At 30.4% G+C, this 25,661-nt stretch carries 24 protein-coding genes; 16 read left to right on the top strand and 8 right to left on the bottom strand.

What is annotated here, in order from left to right:
* Positions 1 to 26: 26 nt before the first annotated feature.
* Positions 27 to 1,301 carry a serine hydroxymethyltransferase gene (gene glyA, locus SJY27_RS02030; RefSeq protein WP_397446584.1) on the bottom strand — a complete coding sequence of 425 codons (1,275 nt, stop codon included), beginning with the start codon at positions 1,299 to 1,301 and terminating at the stop codon, positions 27 to 29.
* A gap of 197 nt (positions 1,302 to 1,498) precedes the next feature.
* On the opposite strand from glyA, the gene fahA reads away from it, so the two are divergent.
* On the top strand, positions 1,499 to 2,776 hold the full coding sequence (gene fahA, locus SJY27_RS02035; protein WP_397446585.1) for a fumarylacetoacetase: 1,278 nt from the start codon (positions 1,499 to 1,501) through the stop codon (positions 2,774 to 2,776).
* A 69-nt stretch (positions 2,777 to 2,845) separates the two neighbouring features.
* Here the strand turns inward: fahA and SJY27_RS02040 are convergent, their stop codons facing one another.
* The 3 genes from SJY27_RS02040 to SJY27_RS02050 form a co-directional block, all read right to left on the bottom strand.
* On the bottom strand, positions 2,846 to 4,090 hold the full coding sequence (locus SJY27_RS02040; protein WP_397447950.1) for an aminotransferase class I/II-fold pyridoxal phosphate-dependent enzyme: 1,245 nt from the start codon (positions 4,088 to 4,090) through the stop codon (positions 2,846 to 2,848).
* A gap of 85 nt (positions 4,091 to 4,175) precedes the next feature.
* Positions 4,176 to 5,171, bottom strand: coding sequence for a PLP-dependent cysteine synthase family protein (locus SJY27_RS02045; RefSeq protein ID WP_397446586.1), 996 nt, complete (start codon positions 5,169 to 5,171; stop codon positions 4,176 to 4,178).
* 171 nt (positions 5,172 to 5,342) lie between these two features.
* Entirely contained in the window at positions 5,343 to 7,439 is a 2,097-nt protein-coding gene (locus tag SJY27_RS02050) for a S9 family peptidase (protein WP_397447951.1), read from the bottom strand.
* Between the two features lie 141 nt (positions 7,440 to 7,580).
* Between SJY27_RS02050 and SJY27_RS02055 the strand changes: the two genes are divergently transcribed.
* The 4 genes from SJY27_RS02055 (at position 7,581) to SJY27_RS02070 (ending at position 11,367) form a co-directional block, all read left to right on the top strand.
* The gene (locus SJY27_RS02055) at positions 7,581 to 7,904 is read left to right on the top strand and encodes a YbaB/EbfC family nucleoid-associated protein (protein WP_397446587.1); all 324 of its coding nucleotides are present in this window, start codon (positions 7,581 to 7,583) and stop codon (positions 7,902 to 7,904) included.
* A gap of 4 nt (positions 7,905 to 7,908) precedes the next feature.
* Positions 7,909 to 8,208: a DUF2752 domain-containing protein gene (locus SJY27_RS02060; RefSeq protein WP_397446588.1), complete on the top strand. Its 300-nt coding sequence runs from the start codon at positions 7,909 to 7,911 to the stop codon at positions 8,206 to 8,208.
* A 9-nt stretch (positions 8,209 to 8,217) separates the two neighbouring features.
* On the top strand, positions 8,218 to 8,550 hold the full coding sequence (locus SJY27_RS02065; protein ID WP_397446589.1) for a CCC motif membrane protein: 333 nt from the start codon (positions 8,218 to 8,220) through the stop codon (positions 8,548 to 8,550).
* 138 nt (positions 8,551 to 8,688) lie between these two features.
* On the top strand, positions 8,689 to 11,367 hold the full coding sequence (locus tag SJY27_RS02070) for an AsmA-like C-terminal region-containing protein (RefSeq protein ID WP_397446590.1): 2,679 nt from the start codon (positions 8,689 to 8,691) through the stop codon (positions 11,365 to 11,367).
* On the opposite strand, the gene SJY27_RS02075 is transcribed toward SJY27_RS02070, so the two are convergent.
* Entirely contained in the window at positions 11,309 to 11,758 is a 450-nt protein-coding gene (locus SJY27_RS02075; protein ID WP_397446591.1) for a DUF5362 family protein, read from the bottom strand. The genes SJY27_RS02070 and SJY27_RS02075 overlap by 59 nt on opposite strands.
* 110 nt (positions 11,759 to 11,868) lie before the next feature.
* The gene (gene rocD, locus SJY27_RS02080) at positions 11,869 to 13,149 is read right to left on the bottom strand and encodes an ornithine--oxo-acid transaminase (RefSeq protein ID WP_397446592.1); all 1,281 of its coding nucleotides are present in this window, start codon (positions 13,147 to 13,149) and stop codon (positions 11,869 to 11,871) included.
* Positions 13,150 to 13,551: 402 nt separating this feature from the next.
* Between rocD and rlmD the strand changes: the two genes are divergently transcribed.
* From rlmD to SJY27_RS02135, 11 genes are all read left to right on the top strand, one after another.
* The gene (gene rlmD, locus SJY27_RS02085) at positions 13,552 to 15,003 is read left to right on the top strand and encodes a 23S rRNA (uracil(1939)-C(5))-methyltransferase RlmD (RefSeq protein ID WP_397446593.1); all 1,452 of its coding nucleotides are present in this window, start codon (positions 13,552 to 13,554) and stop codon (positions 15,001 to 15,003) included.
* A 404-nt stretch (positions 15,004 to 15,407) separates the two neighbouring features.
* The gene (locus SJY27_RS02090; RefSeq protein WP_397446594.1) at positions 15,408 to 15,698 is read left to right on the top strand and encodes a 4a-hydroxytetrahydrobiopterin dehydratase; all 291 of its coding nucleotides are present in this window, start codon (positions 15,408 to 15,410) and stop codon (positions 15,696 to 15,698) included.
* 3 nt (positions 15,699 to 15,701) lie between these two features.
* Positions 15,702 to 16,154 carry a DUF6452 family protein gene (locus tag SJY27_RS02095; RefSeq protein ID WP_397446595.1) on the top strand — a complete coding sequence of 151 codons (453 nt, stop codon included), beginning with the start codon at positions 15,702 to 15,704 and terminating at the stop codon, positions 16,152 to 16,154.
* Positions 16,135 to 16,857, top strand: coding sequence for a DUF6048 family protein (locus SJY27_RS02100; RefSeq protein ID WP_397446596.1), 723 nt, complete (start codon positions 16,135 to 16,137; stop codon positions 16,855 to 16,857). Before SJY27_RS02095 ends, SJY27_RS02100 begins: the two co-directional genes overlap by 20 nt.
* Before the next feature lie 128 nt (positions 16,858 to 16,985).
* Positions 16,986 to 17,933, top strand: a complete 948-nt coding sequence (locus SJY27_RS02105; protein ID WP_397446597.1) for an isopenicillin N synthase family dioxygenase — start codon at positions 16,986 to 16,988, stop codon at positions 17,931 to 17,933.
* A 123-nt stretch (positions 17,934 to 18,056) separates the two neighbouring features.
* Positions 18,057 to 18,380, top strand: coding sequence for a translation initiation factor (locus SJY27_RS02110; RefSeq protein WP_397446598.1), 324 nt, complete (start codon positions 18,057 to 18,059; stop codon positions 18,378 to 18,380).
* 59 nt (positions 18,381 to 18,439) lie between these two features.
* A complete protein-coding gene (locus SJY27_RS02115; RefSeq protein ID WP_397446599.1) occupies positions 18,440 to 19,384 on the top strand; it encodes a DUF1835 domain-containing protein in 945 nt (314 codons plus the stop codon).
* Positions 19,385 to 20,263, top strand: a complete 879-nt coding sequence (locus SJY27_RS02120; RefSeq protein ID WP_397446600.1) for a nucleoside phosphorylase — start codon at positions 19,385 to 19,387, stop codon at positions 20,261 to 20,263. It begins immediately after the preceding gene.
* The gene (locus tag SJY27_RS02125; RefSeq protein WP_397446601.1) at positions 20,256 to 20,834 is read left to right on the top strand and encodes a hypothetical protein; all 579 of its coding nucleotides are present in this window, start codon (positions 20,256 to 20,258) and stop codon (positions 20,832 to 20,834) included. Before SJY27_RS02120 ends, SJY27_RS02125 begins: the two co-directional genes overlap by 8 nt.
* A 9-nt stretch (positions 20,835 to 20,843) precedes the next feature.
* Complete coding sequence (locus tag SJY27_RS02130; RefSeq protein WP_397446602.1) at positions 20,844 to 21,704, top strand: substrate-binding domain-containing protein; 861 nt, start codon at positions 20,844 to 20,846, stop codon at positions 21,702 to 21,704.
* 18 nt (positions 21,705 to 21,722) lie between these two features.
* Complete coding sequence (locus SJY27_RS02135; protein ID WP_397446603.1) at positions 21,723 to 21,851, top strand: hypothetical protein; 129 nt, start codon at positions 21,723 to 21,725, stop codon at positions 21,849 to 21,851.
* Between the two features lie 92 nt (positions 21,852 to 21,943).
* On the opposite strand, the gene SJY27_RS02140 is transcribed toward SJY27_RS02135, so the two are convergent.
* Positions 21,944 to 22,978 carry a quinone-dependent dihydroorotate dehydrogenase gene (locus tag SJY27_RS02140; protein ID WP_397446604.1) on the bottom strand — a complete coding sequence of 345 codons (1,035 nt, stop codon included), beginning with the start codon at positions 22,976 to 22,978 and terminating at the stop codon, positions 21,944 to 21,946.
* A 228-nt stretch (positions 22,979 to 23,206) separates the two neighbouring features.
* Entirely contained in the window at positions 23,207 to 25,633 is a 2,427-nt protein-coding gene (pheT, locus tag SJY27_RS02145; RefSeq protein ID WP_397446605.1) for a phenylalanine--tRNA ligase subunit beta, read from the bottom strand.
* Positions 25,634 to 25,661 lie beyond the last annotated feature (28 nt).

Below are 25,661 nucleotides of genomic sequence, written 5' to 3' on the forward strand. Positions count from 1 at the left end.
GTTATTATTTAAAAAGAAAATAGAACTTACATCACAAACAATCTGCGAGAACCCATCATCTCAGAAACGCGTTCACCAATATCGTGTAAAGCCTCATCATTATCTGCATTTTGAATTGCTTCATCAATAAAATCAACAACCGCTTTCATATCTTCAGTTTTTAAACCTCTTGTAGTAATTGCAGGAGTACCTACACGAATTCCTGAAGTTACAAACGGACTTTTATCATCAAAAGGAACCATATTTTTGTTTACAGTAATATCTGCTTTACCTAAAGCAATTTCAGCATCTTTACCAGAAATATTTTTGTTACGTAAATCAATCAACATACAATGATTATCTGTTCCTCCAGAGATTAAATTATATCCTTTTGCCACAAATTCTTTTGCCATTGCAGCAGCATTTTCTTTTACTTGAATTTGATATTCTAAAAACTCATCTGTTAATGCTTCACCAAAAGCAATCGCTTTAGCAGCAATAACGTGCTCTAAAGGTCCACCTTGGTTACCTGGAAAAACTGCAGAATTTAATAACGTAGATATTTTTTTAGGCTTTCCGCTTTTTAACGTTTCACCAAACGGATTATCAAAATCTTTACCCACCATAATCATTCCTCCTCTTGGCCCACGTAATGTTTTGTGAGTTGTAGTAGTTACAATATGACAATGAGGAATTGGGTCATTCAAAATTCCTTTAGCTATCATTCCTGAAGGATGTGAAATATCTGCCATTAAAATAGCACCAACAGAATCTGCAATTACTCTAAAACGCTTAAAATCGATATCTCTAGAATAAGCAGAGGCACCAGCTATAATTAACTGCGGCTTCTCTTTGGTTGCAATTTCTTGAATTTTATCATAATTTAAAACACCAGTTTCTTTCTCAACTCCGTAAAAAACAGGATTGTATAATTTACCTGAAAAATTTACAGGAGAGCCATGTGTTAAATGCCCACCATGAGATAAATCAAAACCTAAAATTTTATCACCAGGTTTTAAACACGCTGCAAAAACAGCCGTATTTGCTTGAGAACCAGAATGTGGTTGTACATTTACATATTCTGCACCAAACAATTCTTTGGCTCTGTCTATGGCAATTTGTTCTACAATATCCACAATTTCACAACCACCATAATACCTTTTTCCAGGGTATCCTTCTGCATATTTGTTGGTTAATACAGAGCCTTGTGCCAACATTACTTGATCGCTTACAAAGTTTTCTGAAGCGATTAACTCTAAACCATTTAATTGTCTTTCTTTTTCCTCCTGAATAAGGTCAAAAATTTGATTATCTATTTGCATTATTGCTATTATTAATTAATATGCCAAAAATAATTAAAATCGAGTACTTAAAGAAAGTATTTTGTTGATGTTTTCAACATTTTATTAATAATCAATTTGAATAGATTAAAGTAATCTTAAAATTGAATTTTTCATAGAAAATTTATTTTTTTTTGATAAAAAATTATGTAGGTTTGAGAAAAATAAAAATCCTTATAATGATCATAACAGCAAATAATCCTAAAAGAAAATCTTGGTTAAAAGTAAAAGAGCATTCCGATTTTCCTATTCAAAATATCCCTTTTGGAGTTTTTATCACCAGAGATGATATCATTACTATAGGAAGTAGAATTGGTGACTATGCAATAGATTTAGGTGCGTTTCATCAATTAGGTTATTTTGATGGTATACCACTAACAGATGATATCTTTTTACAAGATAATTTAAATGATTTTATAGCAGATGGCCGTAAAACATGGCGATTAGTACGTAACCGAATTGCAGAAGTTTTTGATGTTACAAATGGTGCTTTAAGAGATAATGCCAACCATAAAGATAAAATTATCTTTAGAATGGATGAAGTTGAAATGTTATTACCTGTTGCTGTTGGTGATTATACTGATTTTTATGCAAGTAAAGAACATGCTACCAATGTTGGTTCTTTATTCAGAGATCCTGAAAATGCTTTGTTACCAAATTGGTTACACATACCTATTGGTTATCATGGTCGTAGTTCGTCTATTATTCCTTCAGGTACACCTATTAGAAGACCTTATGGACAAACAAAACCTGCAGAAGGAAGTACAACCCCTGGTTTTGGCCCTTCAAAATTATTAGATTTTGAATTGGAAATGGCATTTATTACCACTGATGCCAATGTTTTAGGTGATAGAATACCTATTGAAGAAACCGAAGAATATATTTTTGGTTTGGTACAATTTAACGATTGGTCTGCTAGAGATATCCAAGCTTGGGAATACGCACCTCTTGGACCATTTTTAGGGAAAAGTTTTGCTTCTACCATTTCTCCTTGGATTGTTACTTTAGATGCTTTAGAGCCTTTTAGAGTAGATAATCCTGCGCAAGTTTATGAGCCTTTACCGTATTTAAAACAAGAAGGAAAAGGTAGTTACGATATTAACTTACAAGTTGGCATTCAACCAGAAAATGGAGAGGAAACCATTGTTGCTAATTCTAATTTTAAATATATGTATTGGACCATGGCACAACAATTGGCACATCATACTGTAAATGGTTGTCCTGTTGAAGCTGGTGACATGATGGGTTCTGGAACCATTTCTGGACCAACTGAAGATAGTTATGGCTCTATGTTAGAATTGACTTGGAAAGGAAAAAATCCTATACAATTAAAAGATGGCACAACCCGTAAATTTATTAACGATAATGATACTGTAATTATGCGTGCACATTGTAAAAATGATAAAGTACGTATTGGTTTTGGCGAATGTATAGGTAAAGTTTTACCTGCAAAATAAATCAAAATAATAATTCCATAAAAAAACCGAGCATTACTGCTCGGTTTTTTTATTTTAAATATAAATAAATTAGGCAATACTTGCCGCTATTTTTTTATACGTTCCGTTTTCTAATTTTTCTCTAATTGCAGAAAAAGCAGTAATGGTTTCATCTATATCTTCTTGTGTGTGTGTTGCTGTTGGTATTAATCTTAAAATAATTAATCCTTTAGGAATTACTGGATACACCACAATTGAACAGAAAATTCCATGGTTTTCACGCAAGTCATTTACCATGGCCATTGCTTCTGGAATATCACCTTTTAAAAACACAGGTGTTATACAAGTTTGTGTTGTACCAAGATCAAAACCTGCGTTACGTAAACCAGATTGTAAAGCGTTTGTGTTTTCCCACAATTTCTCTTTTAATTCTGGCATGGTACGTATCATATCTAAACGTTTTAAAGATCCTTTAACCATTGCCATTGGTAAAGATTTTGCAAACATTTGAGAACGTAAATTGTATTGTAAAAATTGAATTACATCTTTATCTCCTGCCAAAAAAGCTCCAATACCAGCCATTGATTTTGCAAAAGTTGCAAAATACACATCAATATCATCTTGTACACCTTGCTCAAAACCTGTACCTCTTCCTCCTTCTCCTAACGTTCCAAATCCGTGAGCATCGTCTACTAAAAGTCTAAAATTATATTCTTTTTTAAACGCTACAATTTCTTTTAAACGTCCTTGCTCTCCTCGCATTCCAAAAACACCTTCAGAAATCACTAAAATTCCTCCACCAGTTTTTTCTGCCATTTTTTTAGCACGTTTGATGTTTTTTTCAAAACTCTCCATGTCATTATGCTTGTAAACAAAACGTTTACCTGCGTGCAAACGAACACCATCTATAATACAAGCGTGAGTATCTATATCGTAAACGATAACATCATGTTTAGTTACCAAAGCGTCTATTGCAGACATGATACCTTGATAACCAAAATTTAACAAATATGCTTTTTCTTTGTTTACAAACTCTGCACATTCACGTTCTAATTGTTCGTGCAAAGGTGTATGGCCAGACATCATTCTAGCACCCATTGGGTACGCCATTCCATGCTCTAAAGCTGCTTGTCCATCAACTTTTAAAACTTCTGGATGATTTGCCAAACCTAAATAATCGTTAATACTCCAAGTAACTACCTTTTTACCATTAAACGACATTCTATTCGAAATTGGCCCTTCTAATTTAGGAAAAACATAATATCCTTCTGCCTTATCTGCCCATTTTCCTAAAGGTCCTTTATCTGCAATTATTCTATCAAATAAATCATTCACCATAATCGTTTTTTTTGATTTTGTTTCGAAGTGCAAATTAACCGCTTTTTTTGCAGTTAATCAAATTGTTAAGTAGTTTTAGTTTTTAAAGAAAGCCTTGCTCTTTCATCCAGGCATCGTTATAAATTTTGTTCATATATCTAGATCCATGATCTGGAAAAATAAGTACAACACAACTGTCTTTGTTAAAGTAACTTTGTTTTTCGTATTGTCTAGTAGCTTGTAATACAGCACCACAAGTATAACCACAAAAAATACCTTCTTTTTTTACAATTTCTCTTGATGCAAAAGCAGCGTCTTTATCGCTTACTTTTTCGTAAATATCAATTACATCAAAATCAGTAGCAGTTGGAATTAAATTTTTACCTAAACCTTCAATTTTGTAAGGTGACACTTCATTTAAATCTAGTTCTCCAGTTTCGTGATACTTTTTTAAAACAGAGCCAATAGCATCTACTCCTAATACTTTTACTTTAGGATTTTGCTCTTTTAAGTATTTTCCTGTTCCTGAAATAGTACCTCCTGTACCACTTGCAACTACAATATGCGTTACTTTACCTTTGGTTTGTTCCCAAATTTCTGGACCAGTGGTTCTATAATGTGCTTCTGTATTTAATTCATTAAAATACTGATTAATGTATACCGAATTTGAAGTTTCTTTATGAATTCTTTTAGCAACTTCGTAATAAGACCTTGGATCATCTGCAGGAACGTTTGCAGGACAAACATGTACTTCTGCACCCATGGTTTTTAATAAATCTATTTTATCTTGAGAAGATTTATCTGATACAGCCAAAATACATTTATAGCCTTTTACCAAACCAATCATTGCTAAACTATAGCCTGTATTACCAGAAGTAGTTTCTACAATGGTTGCTCCTTTTTTAAGGATCCCTTTTTTCTCAGCATTCTCAACAATGTGCAAAGCAATTCTGTCTTTTTGAGACAACCCAGGATTAAATGCTTCTAATTTTGCAAAGTATTTACCTTTTAATTTTTTGGTTACTCTTTGAAGTTTCACCAAAGGTGTTTCTCCAACCAAATCTAAAATAGTATTGTTAATTCCTTGATTTCTTGTCATTCTAAGATTCTAAAAAGTAAAACATCTTTAAGGTTAAAAACGATGAAGAAATCTTTTAGTATTCGATTGCTTCAAAAAAGCTTAAAATGACGTCTAATTTTTAATTTGTAATGAGTTGCAAAAGTACATAACCTATTTGAATTACAAAATTGATTTCGCCTGAATTAAATGCTACTTTAATTTATGCTCTAATGCCAAAAAGAAAGCGTAATCTTTAGCCGTTTCTTTTAGAGCTTCAAATCTACCAGAAGCACCACCATGACCAGCTTCCATATTGGTATGCAATAATAAAACATTATTATCCGTTTTTAACTCACGTAATTTGGCCACCCATTTTGCAGGTTCCCAATATTGTACTTGGCTATCATGATACCCTGTGGTTACTAACATATTTGGATAGGCCTTTGATTCAACTTGATCATAAGGAGAATACGATTTTATGTAATCGTAATATTCTTTTTCATTCGGGTTTCCCCATTCATCATATTCCCCAGTGGTTAACGGAATGCTATCATCTAACATTGTAGAAATTACGTCAACAAAAGGTACAGCAGCAATAATACCATTATACAATTCAGGGTTCATATTTACAATAGCGCCCATTAATAAACCACCTGCAGAGCCACCCATTGCATATAAATGCTTGGCTGATGTATATTTTTGGTCAATTAAAAAATTAGAACAATCTATAAAATCGTAGAATGTATTTTTCTTGTTTAACATTTTACCATCTTCGTACCAAGAGCGTCCTAAATATTCACTACCTCTAATGTGTGCTAACGCATACACAAAACCTCTGTCTAATAAACTTAAACGTGTTGTAGAAAAACTATCAGGAATGGTATATCCATAAGAACCATAAGCATATTGTAAAAGCGGTGTATTTACATCGAGCTTTGTGTCTTTATGATAAACTAGTGAAATGGCTACTTTTTTACCATCTCTGGCAGTTACCCAAACTCTTTTACTTTTGTAATTTTCTTTGTTAAATTTACCTCCTAAAACTTCTTGTTCTTTTTTAATTTCTTTGGATTTATCATCCATATTAAAATCGATTACAGAACTTGGTGTTGTAAAAGAATTGTAAGAATAACGTATTACATTTGTATCAAATTCTGGATTACCATATACGTTTGCAGCATATGTTTCTTCATCAAAAGGCAAATAGTAATCTTCGGTTTCATCCCAACGTTTTATTCTTATTTTATTTAAACCATTTGTACGTTCTTCAAGAACCAAATAGTCTTTAAAAATAGAGAAATCTTCTAATAAGGTATCTTTTCTATGAGGAATTACATCTACCCAATTTTCTTTAGCTGTTTTATCAACAGAAGTTTTCATCAATTTAAAATTGGTAGCATTGTCTTTATTGGTTAACAAATAAAAATGATCTTTATAATGCGCAACATTATATTCTAAATCAGGTTGCCTTTCTTGAAGCATGGTAAACACTCCTGTAGGATGATCAGCATCTAAAAACTGAGCTTCTGTAGAAAGGGTGCTGTACGAACCAATGATAATATATTTTTTTGATTTTGATTTGGTTACATAAGTACCAAAAGTTTCGTCTTTTTCATGATAAACTTCTACATCTTCTGAGGTTGGTGTACCTAAAACATGCCTGTATATTTTAGAACTTCGCAATGTAGTTGGATCTTTCTTGGTGTAAAAAATTGTTTTGTTATCATTTGCCCAAACTGATCCACCTGTTGTATTATCAATAATATCTTTATAAATTTCTCCTGTTTCTAGGTTTTTAATTCGTAAAAAATACTGCCTTCTGCTTACAGTATCTGTTGCAAAAACAGCCAACTTATTGTTTGGCGAAATGTTTAAGCCTCCTAATTTAAAGTAATCAAATCCTTTTGCGAATTGGTTTACATCAAATATAATTTCTTCTTCAGCTTCTAAAGTTTCTTTTTTTCGACTGTAGATTGGATATTGATTCCCAATTTCGAAACGAGTAATATAATAATATCCATTGCTTTTATAGGGTACAGATGCATCGTCTTCTTTAATTCTACCTTTCATTTCGTTGAATAACTCTTCTTGAAATTCTTGGGTATAACCTGTTACAGCATTATAATATGAATTTTCAGCCTCTAAATAATCTACTACTTTTTGAGTTTGATCGTCTTTAACTTGAGCTAATTTTTGATCGTCAGACAAACGCATCCAAAAATAATTATCTATTCTAACATCATTATGTTTTTCTAATTTTGTTGGAATTTTATCTGCAATTGGTGGTTTTGCATCACTACTTTTCATCATAAGAATATCATTTTTACAAGCGTTTGCAAAAGTAGCATATAATATTTATTCAAAACTGAATATTATCATGGTTTATAGGATAACTATTTTATTTTGAAATTTGTAATTTTGTTTTGTTAACAATTAAAAAGATACACGATGTTTGGAAACTTATCTGGAATGATGGACAAATTGAAAAAGGCACAAGAAGAAGTAGAAAAAACAAAATTAAGATTAAACACTGTTTTGGTGGATGAAGCTTCTTCTGATAAAAAAATAAATGTAACTTTAACTGCCAACAGACAAATAAAAAAAATAACAATAGATGAAAGTTTGCTTAATGATGCAGAAGAGTTAGAAGATTATTTAATCATTACTTTAAATAAAGCTTTAGAAAAAGCGTCTAACATTAATGAAGTTGAAATGGCAAATGCTGCCAAAAGTGGAATGCCTAATATTCCTGGAATGAATCCTTTTAAATAAAAAAATGGGATTTGAAATTGAAGATTTTATGATACCCTGTTTAAACAAGTATCTTTTTGGGTTAGATTGCCCAGGTTGTGGTATTCAAAGAGCATTAGTACTTGTTTGTAAAGGAAATTTTATAGAAGCCTACCATTTATATCCTGCAATATATACGCTTTTACTACTATTTGTTTTTTTTCTATTGAATTTAAAATTCAAATTTGCTAAAGGAAAAAGAATTATTACTACTTTAGCTTTTATAAATGTAGCTATAGTAATTGTTAGTTATGTAAATAAAATGAAACCAATATTTATTAATTAAAAATTAGAAATGGAAAGAAAAAATTTACCCAATGCAACAGTTTCTTTAGTACTAGGAATTTTATCAATTTTAACTTGTTTATGTTATGGTGTCATTGGCTTGCCTTTAGGTATTATTGCATTTATTTTAGGAAACAAAGCATTAAAAGTAAATGCTACTGACCCTGATAATTTTAAAGGTGCAGGTAGTGCAAAGGCTGGTAAAATAACAGGTATTATTGGTATAATTTTAAATCTAGTATTTTTATTAACTATTGTATGGCTTATTAGTAAAATTGGATGGGATGCTTTTCAAGACCAAGAAGTAATGCAAGAACGGGTAAATGAGTTATTTGGAGTTTAAAAACGAAAACTATTAATTATATAAATCCAATCTGAATAAGGTTGGATTTTTTTTTGAGTTACATTTAACATCAAATAAACAAAGATGATTTTTTAAATAAAGTAACTTTGTAAACCGATACTAAAGAACCTATTAATTATGAATGAAAAGAAAAAAAAACCTCTTGGCAAAAGAATTTTAAAATGGAGTGTAATTACCTTACTCTTTTTAATAATTGGCTTATTTTCTGCACCTTTTTTATTTAAGGATAAAATTGAGCAGTTGGTTACAAAAACAATCAATACCAATATTAATGCAACTTTTTCTTTTTCTGAAACCAATTTAAGTTTTTTTAGAGATTTTCCGTCAGCAAGCATTGCAATAAGTGATGTAGTTATTGCCAATAAAGCTCCTTTTGTTGGTGATACGCTTTACAAAGCCAATGCACTAAATTTAAGTATGAATATAACAGAACTTTTTAAAAGTGCTGATGAGCCCCTAAAACTGAAAAGTATAAATACATCAAATGGATTTGTAAATATCATCTTTAATGAAAAAGGCGATGGAAATTTTGACATTGCCATTCAGTCTGACGAAAAAACCGCTCCAGAAACTACTAATGAACCATTTTCTTTAGACATTCAAGAATACGCGTTAAAAAATATGGCTTTTAACTATATAGATAAAGGCTCTAATATGCAATTGCATCTCAATAAAATCAACCATAATGGAAAAGGAAATTTTGCTGCAGATGTTTTAGATTTAGACACACAATCTGAAGCAATTTTATCATTTGATTATGATAATATAAACTACATTCACGATGTTGCCATTTCTTTAAATGCTGTTTTAGGTATCGATTTAAAAAACAGTAAATATTCGTTTAAAGAAAATACAGGTTACATTAATCAGCTACCTTTACACTTTGATGGATTTATTCAATTGTTTGATGAACATCAGTTATACGACATCAATTTTAAAACACCAACTTCCGATTTTAAAAACTTACTGGCTTTATTACCCAAACAATATTCTGGGAATTTAAGCACCATACAAACCCAAGGGAATTTCGATTTACAAGGAACTGTAAAAGGAACTTTATCTACAACTACAATTCCGGCTTTTGATATTTCTTTTACATCAAACAATGCAATGTTTAAATATGCTGATTTACCAAAAGCAGTGCAAAATATTAATATCGATACCAAAATTGTTAACAAAACAGGTCTTACAAAAGATACCTATATAAACGTAAATAATTTGACTTTTAAAATTGATGATGATGTATTTGCAACCAATGCTACCATTGCCAATTTAACCACAAACCCAAAAATTCGTTTATCAGCCAAAGGGAAAATGAATTTGGCAAATATTGGTAAAGTATATCCAGCACCAATTCAACAAGAATTGGCAGGTATGTTAGCTGCGGATGTTACATCGAGTTTTGATATGAATGCTATTGAAAAAGGATTATATCAAAACATTAAGAATGCAGGAACCATAGGTGTTGATAATTTTAAATATGATAGTAAAGATGTAGCGAATGCTTTTTACATCAACAAAACTGAAATCCGTTTTAACACAAACGCTATTGAATTAAGAGATTTTGATGCAAAAACAGGGAATTCAGACATCTCAGTAAAAGGTGGCTTAGATAATTTCTACGGATTTTTATTTAATGATGAAAAGTTAAAAGGAAACTTTAATTTAAAATCTAACAATTTTAAAGTTGATGATTTTTTAACCACAGAAGAACCTGCATCTTCAGAAACCACAACAGAAAATAGACAACTAAAAATTCCTGCTTTTCTGAATTGTAAAATTGTAGCAAATGCAAAAAATGTAACGTACGACAACATCAACCTAAAAAATGTTTCAGGAACCATTTATGTAAAAGACCAAGCCGTAAACTTGCAAAATTTACAATCTGATGTATTTGGAGGTAAAATTGGTTTTGATGGCAATGTATCTACCAAAGGTAAAACTGCTACCTTTAAAATGGATTTGAATTTGGATAATTTAAATATTTCTGAATCTTTTACCACTTTAGAGATGTTAAAATCTATAGCACCTATTGCCAAAACAATTGGCGGAAAAGTAAATTCTAAAATTGCAGTTTCTGGAAATTTAAAGGATGATATGACCCCAGATTTAAAAACCATTTCTGGAAATTTATTTGGCAAACTACTAGATCCAAAAATTAATAAAGACAACTCTAAAGCCTTGTCTTTATTAGATAACAAAATCAACTTTTTAGATATCAGTAAACTAAATTTAGATGGTATTAACGCCTATTTTGCCTTTAAAGATGGGCAAGTAAATGTAAAACCAATTCCTTTAAAATATAAAGATGTTGGCATGGAAATTTCTGGAAACCATACTTTTAATAATGTAATGAACTATGATATTACGTTTGATGTACCTGTAAAATACTTAGGTACAGAGGTTACTACTATTTTATCAAAATTATCAGCAAAAGATGCAGCCAGTATAAAAAGTGTACCTGTAAAAGCGAATTTAACTGGTAGTTTTAGTAGCCCTAATTTTTCAACAAACATTAAAGATGCTACCTCTAACTTAGTAAAAGATTTGGTTGAAAAACAAAAACAAAGTTTGATAAACCAAGGAAAAAATAAATTGACAGATTTATTAGGTATAAAAAAAGACTCCGCAAAAAAAGAGGATACAACCGATAAAATTAAAGGTGTTTTAGGTAATCTTTTTGGCAAAAAGAAAAAAGACACCACTAAAAATAAAAATCAAGCATTAATTCAAATTTTTAAATCAGAGAGCCTGCAAAAACAGAAAACACAAATAAAAGTATATATAAAGAAATAACGATTATAGTTAATACTCCAATAAACTTAAAATGAGATTTTAAATTTCCAAAAGCCTCTGCTAATGTATCATCATTTTTAGTCGCTAAAGCTTCTTTTATTTTTCTTGAAAATTTAAATAAATAAATTACAGGAAAAATATAAAGCACAGCAGCTAGTAAATAAACTACCATTAAATAGGTACCCATATTAGAAATACCTTGAGCTTGAGTTGCCATATCTAACATGGGTGCATACACAGTACCCATTAAAATAGCAACTACCACAAATAGTAAAATACTTATAAATCCTAAGATGGAAAAGAAAAAACACCACCTACCTATTTCTCTTAAAAAACCTTTCGATTTTGAAGTTAATACTAATTGCTCTAATTGGGTTAATGGGCTTTTCATCGTTTTTAAATTGTTTTAAATTGTAACTTATCAAAAATAAAAAAAAGAAGCCACAAAATCGCAACATTAAATTTGAGATTTTGTGGCTTGCACTAATTTATAAATCAATATTATTCGCCAAAATCAGTAATTGTCTTTTTTATAATAGCAATACAATCACGTAACTGCTCTTCATTCATTACCAAAGGTGGTGCAAAACGAATGATATTTCCATGGGTTGGTTTTGCCAATAAACCATTGTCTCTTAGTTTAATACAAATATCCCAAGCTGTAGAACTATCTTCAGAATCGTTAATTAAAATTGCGTTTAGCAAACCTTTTCCACGAACAGATTCCACCAAATGATTGTTTTTACAAAAGGCTGTCAATTCAGCTCTAAAAATTTCACCCAATTTACTCGCATTTTCTGCCAATTCTTCATCAGCAACCACAGTTAATGCAGCAATAGCCACAGCAGCAGCAATTGGGTTTCCACCAAATGTAGAACCATGATTTCCTGGCTGAATTACATTCATAATATTATCATTAGCCAAAACTGCAGATACAGGATATGCACCACCACTTAATGCTTTTCCTAAAATTAAAACATCAGGTTTTACTTCTGGAGTACCAGAACAGTTTTTATCTACACAAGCACAATTGCCACAAGTCGCTAATAAACGACCAGTTCTTGCAATACCTGTTTGCACTTCATCTGCAATAAACAACACATTGTAATCTTCACACAATTGTTTTGCAGCCGCTAAATAACCTTCAGAAGGTACATAAACACCAGCTTCACCTTGAATAGGCTCTACTAAAAAAGCAGCAACATTAGGGTTATTTTCTAACGCTTCTTGTAATTCTTGTAAATTATCATATTCAATTTTAATAAAACCTTTTGTGTAAGGACCAAAGTTTTTACGAGCTACAGGATCATTAGAAAATGAAATAATGGTAGTTGTACGTCCATGAAAATTATTTTCACAAACAATAACCTCAGCTTTATTTTCATCAATTCCTTTTACTTCATACGCCCATTTTCTGGCAATTTTTAATGCAGTTTCTACAGCTTCTGCACCAGTATTCATAGGCAACAATTTATCGAAACCGAATAATTCTGTAGCAAATTTTTCGTATTTACCTAACATATCGTTGTAAAAAGCTCTTGAAGTTAAGCTTAATGTTTTTGCCTGATTTACCATTGCGTCCACAATCTTAGGATGACAATGCCCTTGATTTACAGCAGAATAGGCAGATAAAAAATCATAATACTTTTTTCCTTCTGCATCCCAAACATAAACCCCTTCTCCTCTACTTAACACTACAGGAAGAGGATGATAGTTATGCGCTCCATACTTGTTTTCTAATTCAATCGCTTCTTGCGAACTTAATTTGTCTAAAACAGTCATTTTAATTACTTTAAATGTTTATACTAAAAACATTCCTGTTCTACCTTTATCCTTTCAGTGAGTCCTGAAAATTCAGCGTGGGAAAGAAATCATCCCTGAAGTTTTGCAAAAATAATGAAAAAAAAATGCCCATCCTAACCTTCCCAAAGGAAAGAAACTCCAATCTATGTGGAGTTTTATTTGGGCGTTCCCTAAAGGTCGGGCTTTACGTTATATCTTTTTTTCATTCTTCAAAAAAGGATGCCACTTCAATCCCTAACGCATATTGCTATGCCTAAATTGAAGTTATCATAGCAATTGTATCGCTTTTTTTAGACTTTATAGGTTTTAAAAACCTGTAAAGTCTTTTCTAATTTCTATCAATAAGTTTTCATAATTTTGCAAACCCATAAAAACACAAAAATGCCACGTAGAGAACGCAATAAATTTGTAAAAAGAAATCAAGTTTTAGAATTAGAAATTGAAGATTACGCTTTTGGCGGAAAAGGAATTGCTAGAATTCATTCAGATGAAGGTAGTTTTGTAGTTTTTGTACCAAATACCTTACCTGGACAATTGGTAAAAGCACAAATTAAAAAGACCAGCAAAAAATACGCTGAAGCAAAATTAATGGATGTTTTACAACCTTCACCTGATGAAGTTGAAGTTCCATTTCAAGATATTCCTGGTGCACCTTACATTCAATTGCCTATTGATTTACAACATCAATATAAAAAAGAAAGTACGTTATCTCTTTTTAAAAGAATTGGGAAAGTAGAAAATATAGAAGATTTATTTGATGAGTTCATCTCTTCTCCAAATGTTTTTCATTACAGAAATAAAATGGAATATGGTTTTTCAGCCATTGGTTATGACAGAATTGCAAAACGCGATAAAGACGAATTTACTTTAGGTTTTAAAAGACGTGGAGTTTGGTGGATGGGAGATAATCTTGACAAAGATTCTGGTTTGTTTGACAAACAATTGGAGGACAATTTAATAAACATCAGAAAATACTGTCAAGAAACTGGTTTAGATCCTTGGCACGGACCTAGAAAAGAGGGATTTTTTAGATATTTTGTAGTGCGTAAATCGTATAAAACTGATGAACTTTTATTCAATTTAGTAACAACCTCTTATGATTTGCCGAAGTTCGATTTAAATAAATTCGCCAACTATTTAGTAGAATTATTTGGTGATAGAGTTGCTGGTTTATTACACACTATAAATGATGAAGTTGGTGATAGAACCATTGCAACTTCAGGAAGTATCAACCTAATTTACGGAAAAGACAAAATTGTAGAGGAATTATTGGGGTTGAATTTCGAAATTAGTATGAAAAGCTTTTTTCAGACCAATCCTAAATCTGCAGAAAAACTATATTCTAAAGTTGTGGAATACGTTTTAGAAGATAAAACCAAAGTAGACAATACTGTGGTTATGGATTTATTTTGTGGTACAGGTACTATAGGCCAAATTGTAGCTTCAAAAAGTGAAAATGCAAAAATTGTGGGTGTTGATATTGTAGCATCTGCCATAGAAGATGCCAAGAAAAATGCAAAAAGAAACAAGATTAATGGCTTAGAATTTTTTGCTGCAGATGTTGGAAAGTTTTTAAATCAACATCCTCAATATCAAAATAAAATTAAAACCATTATTTTAGACCCTGCAAGAGCAGGAATAGTTCCAAAAACTTTGCAAAAAATCATCAACCTAAATGCTGATAGAATGGTGTATGTTTCTTGTAACCCTGCTACTCAAGCTAGAGATACAGAATTGTTGAAAGAAGCTGGTTATAACATTAAAAAAATTAGTTTGGTAGATCAATTTCCACATACTAGCCATATTGAAACTGTGGTTTTGTTTGAGAGGTAACTGTTTTTTTTATTTAATCCAAAAAAGTTCTAAATGTTTATGCGTTTATTTGTAAAGCCTTTAGTTTAGCAAGAAACTATGAAATTGATTATAGATATTTATAAAATCATTAAAAGTTTTTCATCAGAAGAAAAGTTTGGTTTCATTAGTCACTAAGAAGAGTTTCTGTTTCCAAATTTTTATATTTTAGGGAAGAAACTTCAAGAAAAACACATAAAAATAAAACTCATTTTACAATAATTCCATATAATTCTGCAATGAAAGTGTTAAATCAACTCATAATTTCTAGTGAATTAGGATTTATTTCTGAAAATGAAACTATTTTAGCAAGAAAAATTTACAAATATGTTGAATAGATTTACAAGTTTACCACGTAACTACTTAACAAAGTAACATTAAAAATTATGAAAAAACTAACAAATACAGAAATAGAAAAAAAACTAGAAAACCTCACAGATTGGGATTTTTATGATGATGCATTACATACCGATTTTGAATTCGATAACTTTAAAGATTGTATGTCTGCAATGAACAGAATTGCTTTTGAATGTGAAGCGTTACACCATCATCCAGAATGGACAAATGTATACAACACTTTAGATATTACCTTAACTACGCACGATGCTGGAGGCGTAACTGAATTAGATTTTAAATTGGCAAAAGCCATCAACCATATTGTAGAAGTTGAAGAATAATTTATGAAAAAAACAATTGGCTTTCTTTTCTTGTGCATAATCACAATCACTGCTTGTGAAAAAGACGATTTTTGTACGCAAAACCCGGTAACACCAAAATTGATTCTTCGTTTTTATGATGCCACTAGTAGAACAACAACAAAAGAAGCAGAAACACTTTACGTTTGGGTGGAAAATAAAGACAGTCTTTTTGTAGATATTGCAACAGATTCTTTGGTGATACCTTTAAACAGTAATACAAATCAAACCACTTATAATTTATCTAAAGATGGTGTAATTGAACAGTTAACCATTAACTACGTCACAGAAAACGAATATGTGTCTCGTTCTTGTGGTTTTAAAATAAATTTTAGTGATGTATCTCTCTCTTCATCAAATAATTGGATTATCGATTTTACAACAATAGCAACAACATTAGAAAATCAAGATGCAGCACATGTTCAAGTATTTCATTAATATTTTATTTTTTTTTATTGTTGTTGATGCTTTATCTCAAGAGCAACCTAAAGATAGTATAACTACCAAACAAGATACTATGGTGTACAGATCTCCTTATGGAATTCGTTTAGGTTTTGATATTAGTAAACCTATTTTAGCCTCTGTAGATGGTGATTACAATGGTGGTTTGGAAATTGTAGTAGATTATCGAATAACAAAAAAAATATTTTTAGCAGCAGAAATAGGTTACGAAGAAGAAACAAATCAAGAAGATTTTACAAACTCAACTGCTATTGGTAGTTATATTAGGCTTGGTGCAAATTACAACCTTTATGAAAATTGGTTAGACATGAATAACGAAATCTTTTTCGGTTTCAGGTATGGTTTTAGCATTTTCGACCAAACCTTGAATAACTTTACTCCTAATGTTGTTAATGGCGAAGAAAATGGTAGTCCATATTTTCCAAGCAATTTAGTTTTAGCCAATACAACTTCTCGTTTAAATGCTCATTGGTCTGAATTTATGCTTGGTTTTAAAGTAGAAACATTTAAAAATATTTTTGTGAGTGCAAGCCTTAGCTATAAAATTGCATTAAGTGTAAAAGAACCCGATAATTTTAAAACTTTATATGCTCCTGGTTTTAATAGAATCTTTGACAGTGGCACTGGTTTTGGGTTTAATTACACCATTTCTTACTTAATTCCGTTTTCAAAAAAATAATTTATTAAGAATTTAGTATTTTCACACTCTAAATAAAACATATACTTGAAAATAAGGCTCTGATTTTTACGAATTTACGAAACCTTTTTTTTGTAACTTTAAACGCTCGTTTATTTAAATAAACTAAAATGAATAACATACCTAGTGTAAATTTAGCAGATTTTTTGTCAGATGATGTAAATAGAAAACAAAAATTCATTAACGATATTGGTCACGCTTATGAAAATATTGGTTTTGTGGCTTTAAAAGGCCATTTTTTAGATGACTCCTTAGTAGATAATTTATATTCAGAAATTAAAAACTTTTTCGATTTACCAACCGAGGTTAAAGAAAAATACGAAATTCCAGGAATTGGAGGCCAAAGAGGATATGTATCTTTTGGCAAAGAATCTGCTAAAGGAAAAAAAGAAGGAGATTTAAAAGAGTTTTGGCATTTTGGTCAATATGTAGATGAAGACTCTAAATTTAAAAATGAATATCCAGATAATGTTATTGTTGAAGAATTACCAAAGTTTAATGAAGTTGGTAAAAAAACGTATCAAATGCTAGAAAAAACAGCAAAATATGTGTTGCGTTCTTTGGCTTTACATTTAGGTTTAAAAGAAACCTACTTTGATAATTATATTAAAAATGGAAATAGTATTTTACGTCCTATACATTATCCACCTATAAAAACAGAACCAAAAGGGGCTGAAAGAGCAGCTGCACATGGAGATATTAATTTGATTACCTTGTTAATGGGTGCTCAAGGTAAAGGTTTACAAGTGCAAAATCATAAAGGAGAATGGATTGATGCCATGGCTGAACCAGATGAATTAATGATTAATGTAGGTGATATGTTGTCTAGACACAGCAATAACAAACTAAAATCAACCATACACAGAGTAACCAATCCACCAAAAGAAATGTGGGGTAGTTCTCGTTATTCAATACCATTTTTTATGCACCCAGTTTCTGATATGAAATTAGATGTTCTTGAAAATTGTATAGACGAAAATAATCCAAAACAATTTGATGATATTACTGCTGGGCAATTTTTAGATGAACGTTTAAAAGAATTAGGATTAAAAAAATAAAAGCCCATCCGAACCTTCCCAAAGGGAAGAAACTATCAGGTTTGAAAACAATATAAAAATGAAGTTAAGCTATAATTTTATTGAGTTCAATTTTTTCTCTTTTGGGGAAATTAAAAGAGGCTTATGGATTTAAAAGATCAATTAAAAAACTTATTTCCAGAACATCAGGAAACAGAAGAACCAAAAGAAGAAAAATCTAATATTTGGTTGCAAGATGAACCTATACTTTGCAAATATGAAAAACGCAAAGGAAAACCTATTACCATTTTAGAAGGTTACACAGGTGCTACATCAGATTTTAAAATATTAGCCAAAGAAATTAAAACGAAACTTTCTGTTGGTGGCAGTTTTAAAGATGACAAAATCATTATTCAAGGTGATTATAGAGATAAAATAATGACAATGTTAAAGGAAAAAGGATTTAAAGTAAAACGTGTTGGCGGTTAATACTTTAAGTACAAAAATCAACTAATATTAACAACTAAAACGAATTGTAAAATTAAATTATGGGGGCATCAATTTTACACATTACCAATGGTGATAGTACCACAAACTATCTAAAAAAATTAAAATTTTCTGGAGAATTTATTACCTGGCGAGAAATGCTTTGCGAAGGCAAAACAACAACAGACGTAGGTAGCGAAGCATTTTGGAAAAACAGGTTCGATTTTTTTAAAACATCGTATAAAGTAAGTAAACAAAAGTTTATTGATTATACCTTAAAAGAATATAGAAATCTTTGTAATAAAAAAAGTCAAAAAGAAATTGTATTATGGTTTGAATATGATTTGTTCTGCCAAATTAATATGATTGCTGTACTAAGTTGGTTAAAACGTTATAGAAAAGGGTACCATATTTCTTTAGTTTGTAGTGGTAAAGTTGGCAAATCTAAATTAATGTATGCCTTACCTGAATTGAATGAAAAACAAATTCAAGATCATTATAAAAATAGAATTGAGCTTTCTCAAGATGATATTGAATATGCTGATTATATTTGGCAATTGTATTGTTCAGACTCTCCACTTCGATTAGAAACCGTTTACAAATTTAACACTAATTCACCTTTTAAATATTTGGCTTCTGCCATTGAAGCCCATTTAAAACGCTACCCATCAATAGAAAATGGTTTAAATAGTGTTGAAAACACAATTCTAAAAACCGCAGTTGAGAAAAAACCAAAATCTAAAAAACAATTTATAGGTCAGTTACTAAAAGATGAAGATGTTTATGGTTATGGCGATTTACAGTACGAATATAAAATTAACGAATTAAGAAAATTGTTTCATTCTTTTAACCCAATTCGATTAACTAAAATGGGAAAAGATGTATTGGAAAATCAAATCAACTATTATGGTCAAATAAGAAGTGATAATTCTTATCTTGGAGGTTCAAAAAAATACAGTTTTTTATATCATAACCCATCTAACAAGCTATTACAAATAACTTCTTAAATGCCTATAAAACAATCTGAACTTATTTTAAATCCTGATGGAAGTATTTATCATTTGAATTTAAAACCAGAACACATTGCAACAACTATTATTTTTGTTGGAGATCAAGATCGAGTAGAAAAAGTTACACAACATTTTGATACAATTGAGTTTACTACACAAAAAAGAGAATTTAAAACAACAACAGGTATTTTTAAAGAAAAACGAATTTCTGTAATTTCTACAGGAATTGGTCCAGACAATATAGATATTGTTTTAAATGAATTAGATGCATTAGTTAATATTAATTTAGAAACTAGAACAGTAAAAAAAGACCTAACTTCTTTAAACATTATTAGAATAGGTACTTCTGGTTCTTTGCAGAAAGACATTCCAATAGATTCTTTCTTGTTAAGTTCTCATGCAATCGATTTAAGCGGCATGTTACAGTTTTATCAAGTTGAAGGAATTGCACATCCAGAAATTGAAAACGCGTTTATAAAACACACCAATTGGAATACTAAAAAAGCACATCCTTTAATAATTTCTAATGATAATTCTTTGGCTCAAAAAATAGCATCAGACAAAGTATATCAAGGCATAACAGCTACTGCTGGTGGTTTTTACGGTCCACAAGGAAGAGTTTTAAGATTAGGATTACAAGATGATAATTTAAACACTAAAATTGATAGTTTCAATTTTAATGGAAATCAAATTACCAATCTAGAAATGGAAACATCTGCCATTTATGGCTTATCAAAATTATTAGGTCATAAAGCAGTTTCTATGAACGCTATTATTGCCAATAGAGCCAATGGAACATTTAGCAAAAACCCTAAAAAAATAGTGGCAGATTTGATTAAATATACACTACAAAAAATAGTTAATAAAAATGACTAAAAAACTATACATTTATCTAATTTTAACGTCAATATTCTTTGTGCTAACCGCTTTTCAATGCGAAGAAGAAGTTGCCTGCTCAACAACAAAAAGTTATACTACTGAAAAAACACCTATTAAGGTAAAAAAACCTACAAACCTTAAAATAAACGATACTCTTTGGATTTCATTATCAGTAAACGAAAACCTTAAAGACATAAATGGAAATAACATTATACTAAAAATTGATGATGTAGAAGAACTAAGTCATTATTTTCAAACAGAATTAAAAAATAATTTCAATGAGTTTAATGAGTTAAATTTTGGTGTTTTTTATGTTGATAGAACAGGTAAACTAAATACATTTCGTGGAGGAGTAACTTCTGGTTTTGTTTTTGATGACACTTTAAAATCTTATAATTATAATTTTGGATTAATCCTTAAAGAAAAAGGAACATACAAAATTACTTCGTCTAATCTATTCTTTAATGATTATGGAGGTGATTGTCCTGATTTTTTCTATGAAATTCCAGTATTTTTTGAAAATGCAGATTTAGAAAATAATCAAATTTATACATTTACCGTAGATTAATTCTATTATATGACAAATCTAAAAATTGGTGGTGTTCCTGAGCATTTTAATTATCCTTGGTATATCACTTTAAAAAATAAAGAATATAACAAACACAATATCAATTTACGCTGGCAAGATTATCCTGGTGGTACAGGCCAAATGTGCAAGGCTTTAAGAGATGGTTCTGTAGATATTGCTATTGTACTTACAGAAGGAATCATAAAAGATATAGGAGCAGGAAACCCTTCTAAAATTGTACAAACCTTTGTAAAAACACCTTTAATTTGGGGTATTCATGTTGGTGCTAAATCAAAATTTAAAAAAATTGAAGACCTTAAAAATGCAACAATTGCTATCAGTAGGTTTGGTTCTGGCTCTCATTTAATGGCTATTGTTAATGCGTATAATCAGGGTTGGGATATCAATAATCTAAAATTTAAGGTAATAAAAAATCTTCAAGGTGGTATAGATGCACTTACAAATGGAGAAGCTGACTATTTTATGTGGGAACATTTTACTACCAAACCTTTGGTTGATAATGGTACTTTTAGAAGAATAGACGATTGCCCTACGCCTTGGCCTTGTTTTGTAATTGCTGTTAGAAATGAAGTTTTAGAAAATAATTTCGATGACGTTAAAGAAGTGTTGGAGATTATCAATAACCAAACTAGAGATTTTAAAAAGATTCTTAATATTGACAAAATTCTTGCCAATCGTTATGAGCAACAATTAGAAGATATTCAACAGTGGTTAAGAATTACAGATTGGAATGCTGGAAAACCAATAACAAAAAATTTAATTACACGTATTCAAAATAAAATGATACGCTTTAACGTTATTGAAAAGAAGAAAAAATCAGGAGAATTCATAAAAAATATGTATTTTTAGCTCATAAAAAAGTAACCAATGAAAAAAGCAGTATTTATTGCAGTTTGTATTTTAGGAATTATTTGTTTTTCATCTTGTAGAAGCTCATCACAGTCTTGTGGTTTAGCCGAAAACCAAACAACAATAAACCAAGTTGATGTTCTATAGCGTTAATTTGTTTCTTAATTTTGAATTCAATGAATCCACTTTTTAAGTGGATTTTTTATTTTGAGCGTTAAAAGATTTAAGGAGAATAAAAATTAAGTATTTTTTAAAATCGCTTTATTTATTCTTTTCACCAAACTAGGCCCTTCGTAGATAAAACCTGTATATATTTGAACCAAATCTGCGCCTGCTTCTAGTTTCTCTAAAGCGTCATCTTCTGAGTGAATGCCCCCTACTCCAATAATTGGAAAAGCTTTATTCGATTTTTTGGCTAAATATTCAATTACTTTTGTACTTTGATTTTTAATAGGCTGTCCACTTACACCTCCATTACCAATTTGTTGCAAACGCTCTGCAGATGCTTTTAAGTTATCTCTTGTTGTAGAAGTATTAGAAGCAATTACCCCATCAATTTTTGTTTCGGCTACCAAATCAATAATTTCGTCTAACTGCACATCGTTTAAATCTGGTGCAATTTTTAAAAGAATTGGTTTTTGTTGATTTTCTTTATTATTCAGTTTTTGACATGCAGTAATTAACTCTACTAAATACTCTTTATCGTTTAATTTTGCATGACTCCCTACATTTGGGCAACTCACATTTAAAACAAAATAATCTACATAAGGATGCAAGCCTTTAAAACATTCCAAATAATCTGCTGTATAATTTTCTGGTAAGGTTTGCGTATTTTTACCTATGTTTCCGCCAATAATTACTTTTCCTTTATTTTCTTTTAACTTTTTAATAGCGGCTTGTAAACCATCGTTATTAAAGCCCATTCTGTTAATGATTCCTTGATCATTTTTTAAACGAAATAATCGTTTTTTAGGATTTCCTAACTGGCCTTTTGGAGTAACTGTACCAATTTCTATAAAACCAAAACCAAAGTTTGCCAATTCATTATAAAGTACTGCATTTTTATCAAAACCAGCAGCCAAACCTACAGGATTCTTAAAGGTTAAACCGAATAAAGTTCGCTCTAATTTTTTATCATTAAGTTGATAGATACTTCTAAAAATACCTGAAACTAATGGAATTTTACATAAAACTCGAATTAGTGAAAACGTAAAATAATGTATCTTTTCTGGATCAAAAAGAAAGAAGATGGGTCTAATTATTAGTTTATACATTTTGTGTGTTACTATTCACTAAAAAATAAGATTCTTTTGTCATTTCAACCTTGTGGAGAAATCTATATAATTGTATTTTTAAGGTTTCTCGGTTTCGTTTTACTCCACTAGAAATGACAATATAATATTCAAATTATTCAGTTTTAATTATTTATGATTTAATTTTAATAGATTCCAACTTTCGCAGGAATGACAATCTAAAAAAAGCTCCAAGAAGGAGCTTTTTGTTTATCGTAAAACAGCCTCTAAGTTTTTCTCGAAACTTTGCTGTAACTTATCCATAATTTTATCAATTTGTTTGTCTTCTAAAGTTTTTGTTTCGTCTTGTAATACAAAACTAACTGCATACGATTTTTTACCTTCTGGTAGATTATCGCCTTCATAAACATCAAATAAATCTACCTCTTTTAATAATTTTCTTTCCGACTGAAAAGCCAAATTATAAACTTCTTTAAATGCTGTTGATGTATTTAATAATAATGCCAAATCTCTTTTAACCGAAGGAAATTTTGCTAAACCAGCAACTTTAACATTCTTTTTACCCGAAAACTTTAAGACAGTATCCCAATTGATATCTGCAAACAAAACCTCTTGCTTAATTCCGAATTCTTTTAATAAAGCGCGTCTAACAACACCAAATTCTACTAACTTTATTTTTCCTAAACCTAAAGCAATACCTTCTGAAAACACATCATTTTTAACTGGTGATACTTTTAATTTTTGAATTCCTAATCGTTCAAAAACTGAAGTTAATACTCCTTTAAGGTAAAAGAAATCAGAATTTGTAGTATTTGTTTTCCAAGAATCTTTGGTTCTATTACCGGTTACAAATAAAGTTAAATGTTTATCTTCTTGGTATTTATCATTATATTTATGATAGGTTTTACCAAATTCATAAAACTTTATTGCATTATTTTTTCTATTCAAATTATAAGCTACAGACTCTAAGCCACTAAACAACATTGATTGACGCATTACTGCCAAATCATTACTTAACGGATTTAACATTGCCACTTTAGCATCATCATTTATAAGCTCTGAAAGTGCATTATATTCTGGTTTTGTTAAAGAATTTGCCATGGTTTCATTAAAACCTAAAGCACTTAATTGATTGGCAACAATGTTTTCTATTTTAGTTTCTTTATTCTCATCAAAAGTAATTGATGTATTTAGTTTATTAGAAAACTCGATATTATTGTAACCATATACTCGTAAAATCTCTTCAATAATATCTGCTTCTCTCTGAACATCTGTTCTGTAAGAAGGTATGGTTAAGCCTAAACCACCAGCAGTTTCACTGTTAATTTTAATTTCTAAAGAAGCTAAAATATTTTTAATTTTTTCTTTTGGTATCTCTTGACCAATTAATCGATATGCATTTTTGTAAGACAGAAATACTTGAAAATCTTCCATCTTTATAGGATAAAAATCAGAAATATCAGAAGCCATTTTTCCACCTGCATATTCTTCAATTAATAAAGCCGCTCTTTTTAAGGCATACTTAGTACAATTAATGTCTATGCCTCTTTCAAATCGAAAAGAAGCATCTGTATTTAAGCCATGTCTTTTTGCTGTTTTTCTAACAGATACAGGGTTAAAATAAGCACTTTCTAAAAAGATTGAGGTTGTATTTTCGGTAACACCAGATTTTAATCCGCCAAACACGCCACCAATACAAAGTGGATTTTCGTCTGCATCACAAATCATAATATCATCTGCAGATAAAGATCTTTCAACTTCATCTAAAGTGGTAAACTTTGTACCTTCTTCTAAAGTTTTTACTATGATTTTGTTTCCTTTAATTTTTTGAGCATCAAAAGCATGCAAAGGTTGGCCCAATTCGTGTAACACATAATTTGTAATATCTACAATGTTATTTTTAGGGGTGATACCAATGGCTTTTAATCGATTTTTAATCCATTCTGGAGATTCTTTTACTTCAATATCAGTAATTGTAATTCCACAATAACGAGGCACTAAATCTTTGTCATCAACTTCAACATCAAAACGTAAAGTTCTTTCATCAACATGAAAGTTACTAACAGATGGAGAAATCAACTCTAATTTTAAATCGTTTTGAATTAAACCTGCTCTTAAATCTCTGGCCACACCATAATGGCTCATAGCATCAGATCTATTAGGAGTTAACCCTATTTCAAAAACATAATCGGTTTCTATATCAAAAACTTCGGCTGCTGGAATACCAACTTTTACCTGATCTTCTAAAACTAAAATTCCATCATGGCTATCTCCAAGACCTAATTCGTCTTCAGCACATATCATTCCAAAACTTTCTTCGCCTCTAATTTTTCCTTTCTTAATTTTAAAGCCTTCACCTTTATCATCATATAAAGTGGTACCTACAGTAGCTACTAAAACTTTTTGTCCTGCAGCTACATTTGGTGCGCCACAAACTATTTGTACAGGTTCTCCATTGCCTAAATCTACAGTGGTAACCTTTAATCTGTCTGCATTTGTGTGCTGTACACAGGTTAAAACTTCACCCGTAATTACCCCCTTTAAACTACCTTTTATTGATTCTTTGGTTTCAATCCCTTCAACTTCAAGGCCTAAATCTGTTAATAATTCACCAGTTTTAGAAACTTCCCAATCTACTTGTAAAAATTGTTTTAACCAATTGTATGATATTTTCATATTTATTTTTAATCAATTTAATGAGGCA

It is taken from the genome of Polaribacter sp. R77954, from assembly GCF_044595335.1.
GTDB lineage: Bacteria > Bacteroidota > Bacteroidia > Flavobacteriales > Flavobacteriaceae > Polaribacter.

Excerpts from the sequence above, each read along its gene's own strand:
- SJY27_RS02120 (WP_397446600.1), top strand. The coding sequence starts at position 19,385 with ATGCCTATAAAACAATCTGAACTTATTTTAAATCCTGATGGAAGTATT.
- SJY27_RS02090 (WP_397446594.1), top strand. The coding sequence starts at position 15,408 with ATGAAAAAACTAACAAATACAGAAATAGAAAAAAAACTAGAAAACCTC.
- SJY27_RS02095 (WP_397446595.1), top strand. The coding sequence starts at position 15,702 with ATGAAAAAAACAATTGGCTTTCTTTTCTTGTGCATAATCACAATCACT.
- rocD (WP_397446592.1), bottom strand. The coding sequence starts at position 13,149 with ATGACTGTTTTAGACAAATTAAGTTCGCAAGAAGCGATTGAATTAGAA.
- SJY27_RS02100 (WP_397446596.1), top strand. The coding sequence starts at position 16,135 with ATGTTCAAGTATTTCATTAATATTTTATTTTTTTTTATTGTTGTTGAT.
- rlmD (WP_397446593.1), top strand. The coding sequence starts at position 13,552 with ATGCCACGTAGAGAACGCAATAAATTTGTAAAAAGAAATCAAGTTTTA.
- SJY27_RS02070 (WP_397446590.1), top strand. The coding sequence starts at position 8,689 with ATGAATGAAAAGAAAAAAAAACCTCTTGGCAAAAGAATTTTAAAATGG.
- SJY27_RS02065 (WP_397446589.1), top strand. The coding sequence starts at position 8,218 with ATGGAAAGAAAAAATTTACCCAATGCAACAGTTTCTTTAGTACTAGGA.
- fahA (WP_397446585.1), top strand. The coding sequence starts at position 1,499 with ATGATCATAACAGCAAATAATCCTAAAAGAAAATCTTGGTTAAAAGTA.
- SJY27_RS02130 (WP_397446602.1), top strand. The coding sequence starts at position 20,844 with ATGACAAATCTAAAAATTGGTGGTGTTCCTGAGCATTTTAATTATCCT.
- SJY27_RS02045 (WP_397446586.1), bottom strand. The coding sequence starts at position 5,171 with ATGACAAGAAATCAAGGAATTAACAATACTATTTTAGATTTGGTTGGA.
- SJY27_RS02060 (WP_397446588.1), top strand. The coding sequence starts at position 7,909 with ATGGGATTTGAAATTGAAGATTTTATGATACCCTGTTTAAACAAGTAT.
- SJY27_RS02075 (WP_397446591.1), bottom strand. The coding sequence starts at position 11,758 with ATGAAAAGCCCATTAACCCAATTAGAGCAATTAGTATTAACTTCAAAA.
- SJY27_RS02125 (WP_397446601.1), top strand. The coding sequence starts at position 20,256 with ATGACTAAAAAACTATACATTTATCTAATTTTAACGTCAATATTCTTT.
- pheT (WP_397446605.1), bottom strand. The coding sequence starts at position 25,633 with ATGAAAATATCATACAATTGGTTAAAACAATTTTTACAAGTAGATTGG.
- SJY27_RS02140 (WP_397446604.1), bottom strand. The coding sequence starts at position 22,978 with ATGTATAAACTAATAATTAGACCCATCTTCTTTCTTTTTGATCCAGAA.
- SJY27_RS02105 (WP_397446597.1), top strand. The coding sequence starts at position 16,986 with ATGAATAACATACCTAGTGTAAATTTAGCAGATTTTTTGTCAGATGAT.
- SJY27_RS02050 (WP_397447951.1), bottom strand. The coding sequence starts at position 7,439 with ATGAAAAGTAGTGATGCAAAACCACCAATTGCAGATAAAATTCCAACA.
- glyA (WP_397446584.1), bottom strand. The coding sequence starts at position 1,301 with ATGCAAATAGATAATCAAATTTTTGACCTTATTCAGGAGGAAAAAGAA.
- SJY27_RS02110 (WP_397446598.1), top strand. The coding sequence starts at position 18,057 with ATGGATTTAAAAGATCAATTAAAAAACTTATTTCCAGAACATCAGGAA.
- SJY27_RS02055 (WP_397446587.1), top strand. The coding sequence starts at position 7,581 with ATGTTTGGAAACTTATCTGGAATGATGGACAAATTGAAAAAGGCACAA.
- SJY27_RS02115 (WP_397446599.1), top strand. The coding sequence starts at position 18,440 with ATGGGGGCATCAATTTTACACATTACCAATGGTGATAGTACCACAAAC.
- SJY27_RS02135 (WP_397446603.1), top strand. The coding sequence starts at position 21,723 with ATGAAAAAAGCAGTATTTATTGCAGTTTGTATTTTAGGAATTATTTGT.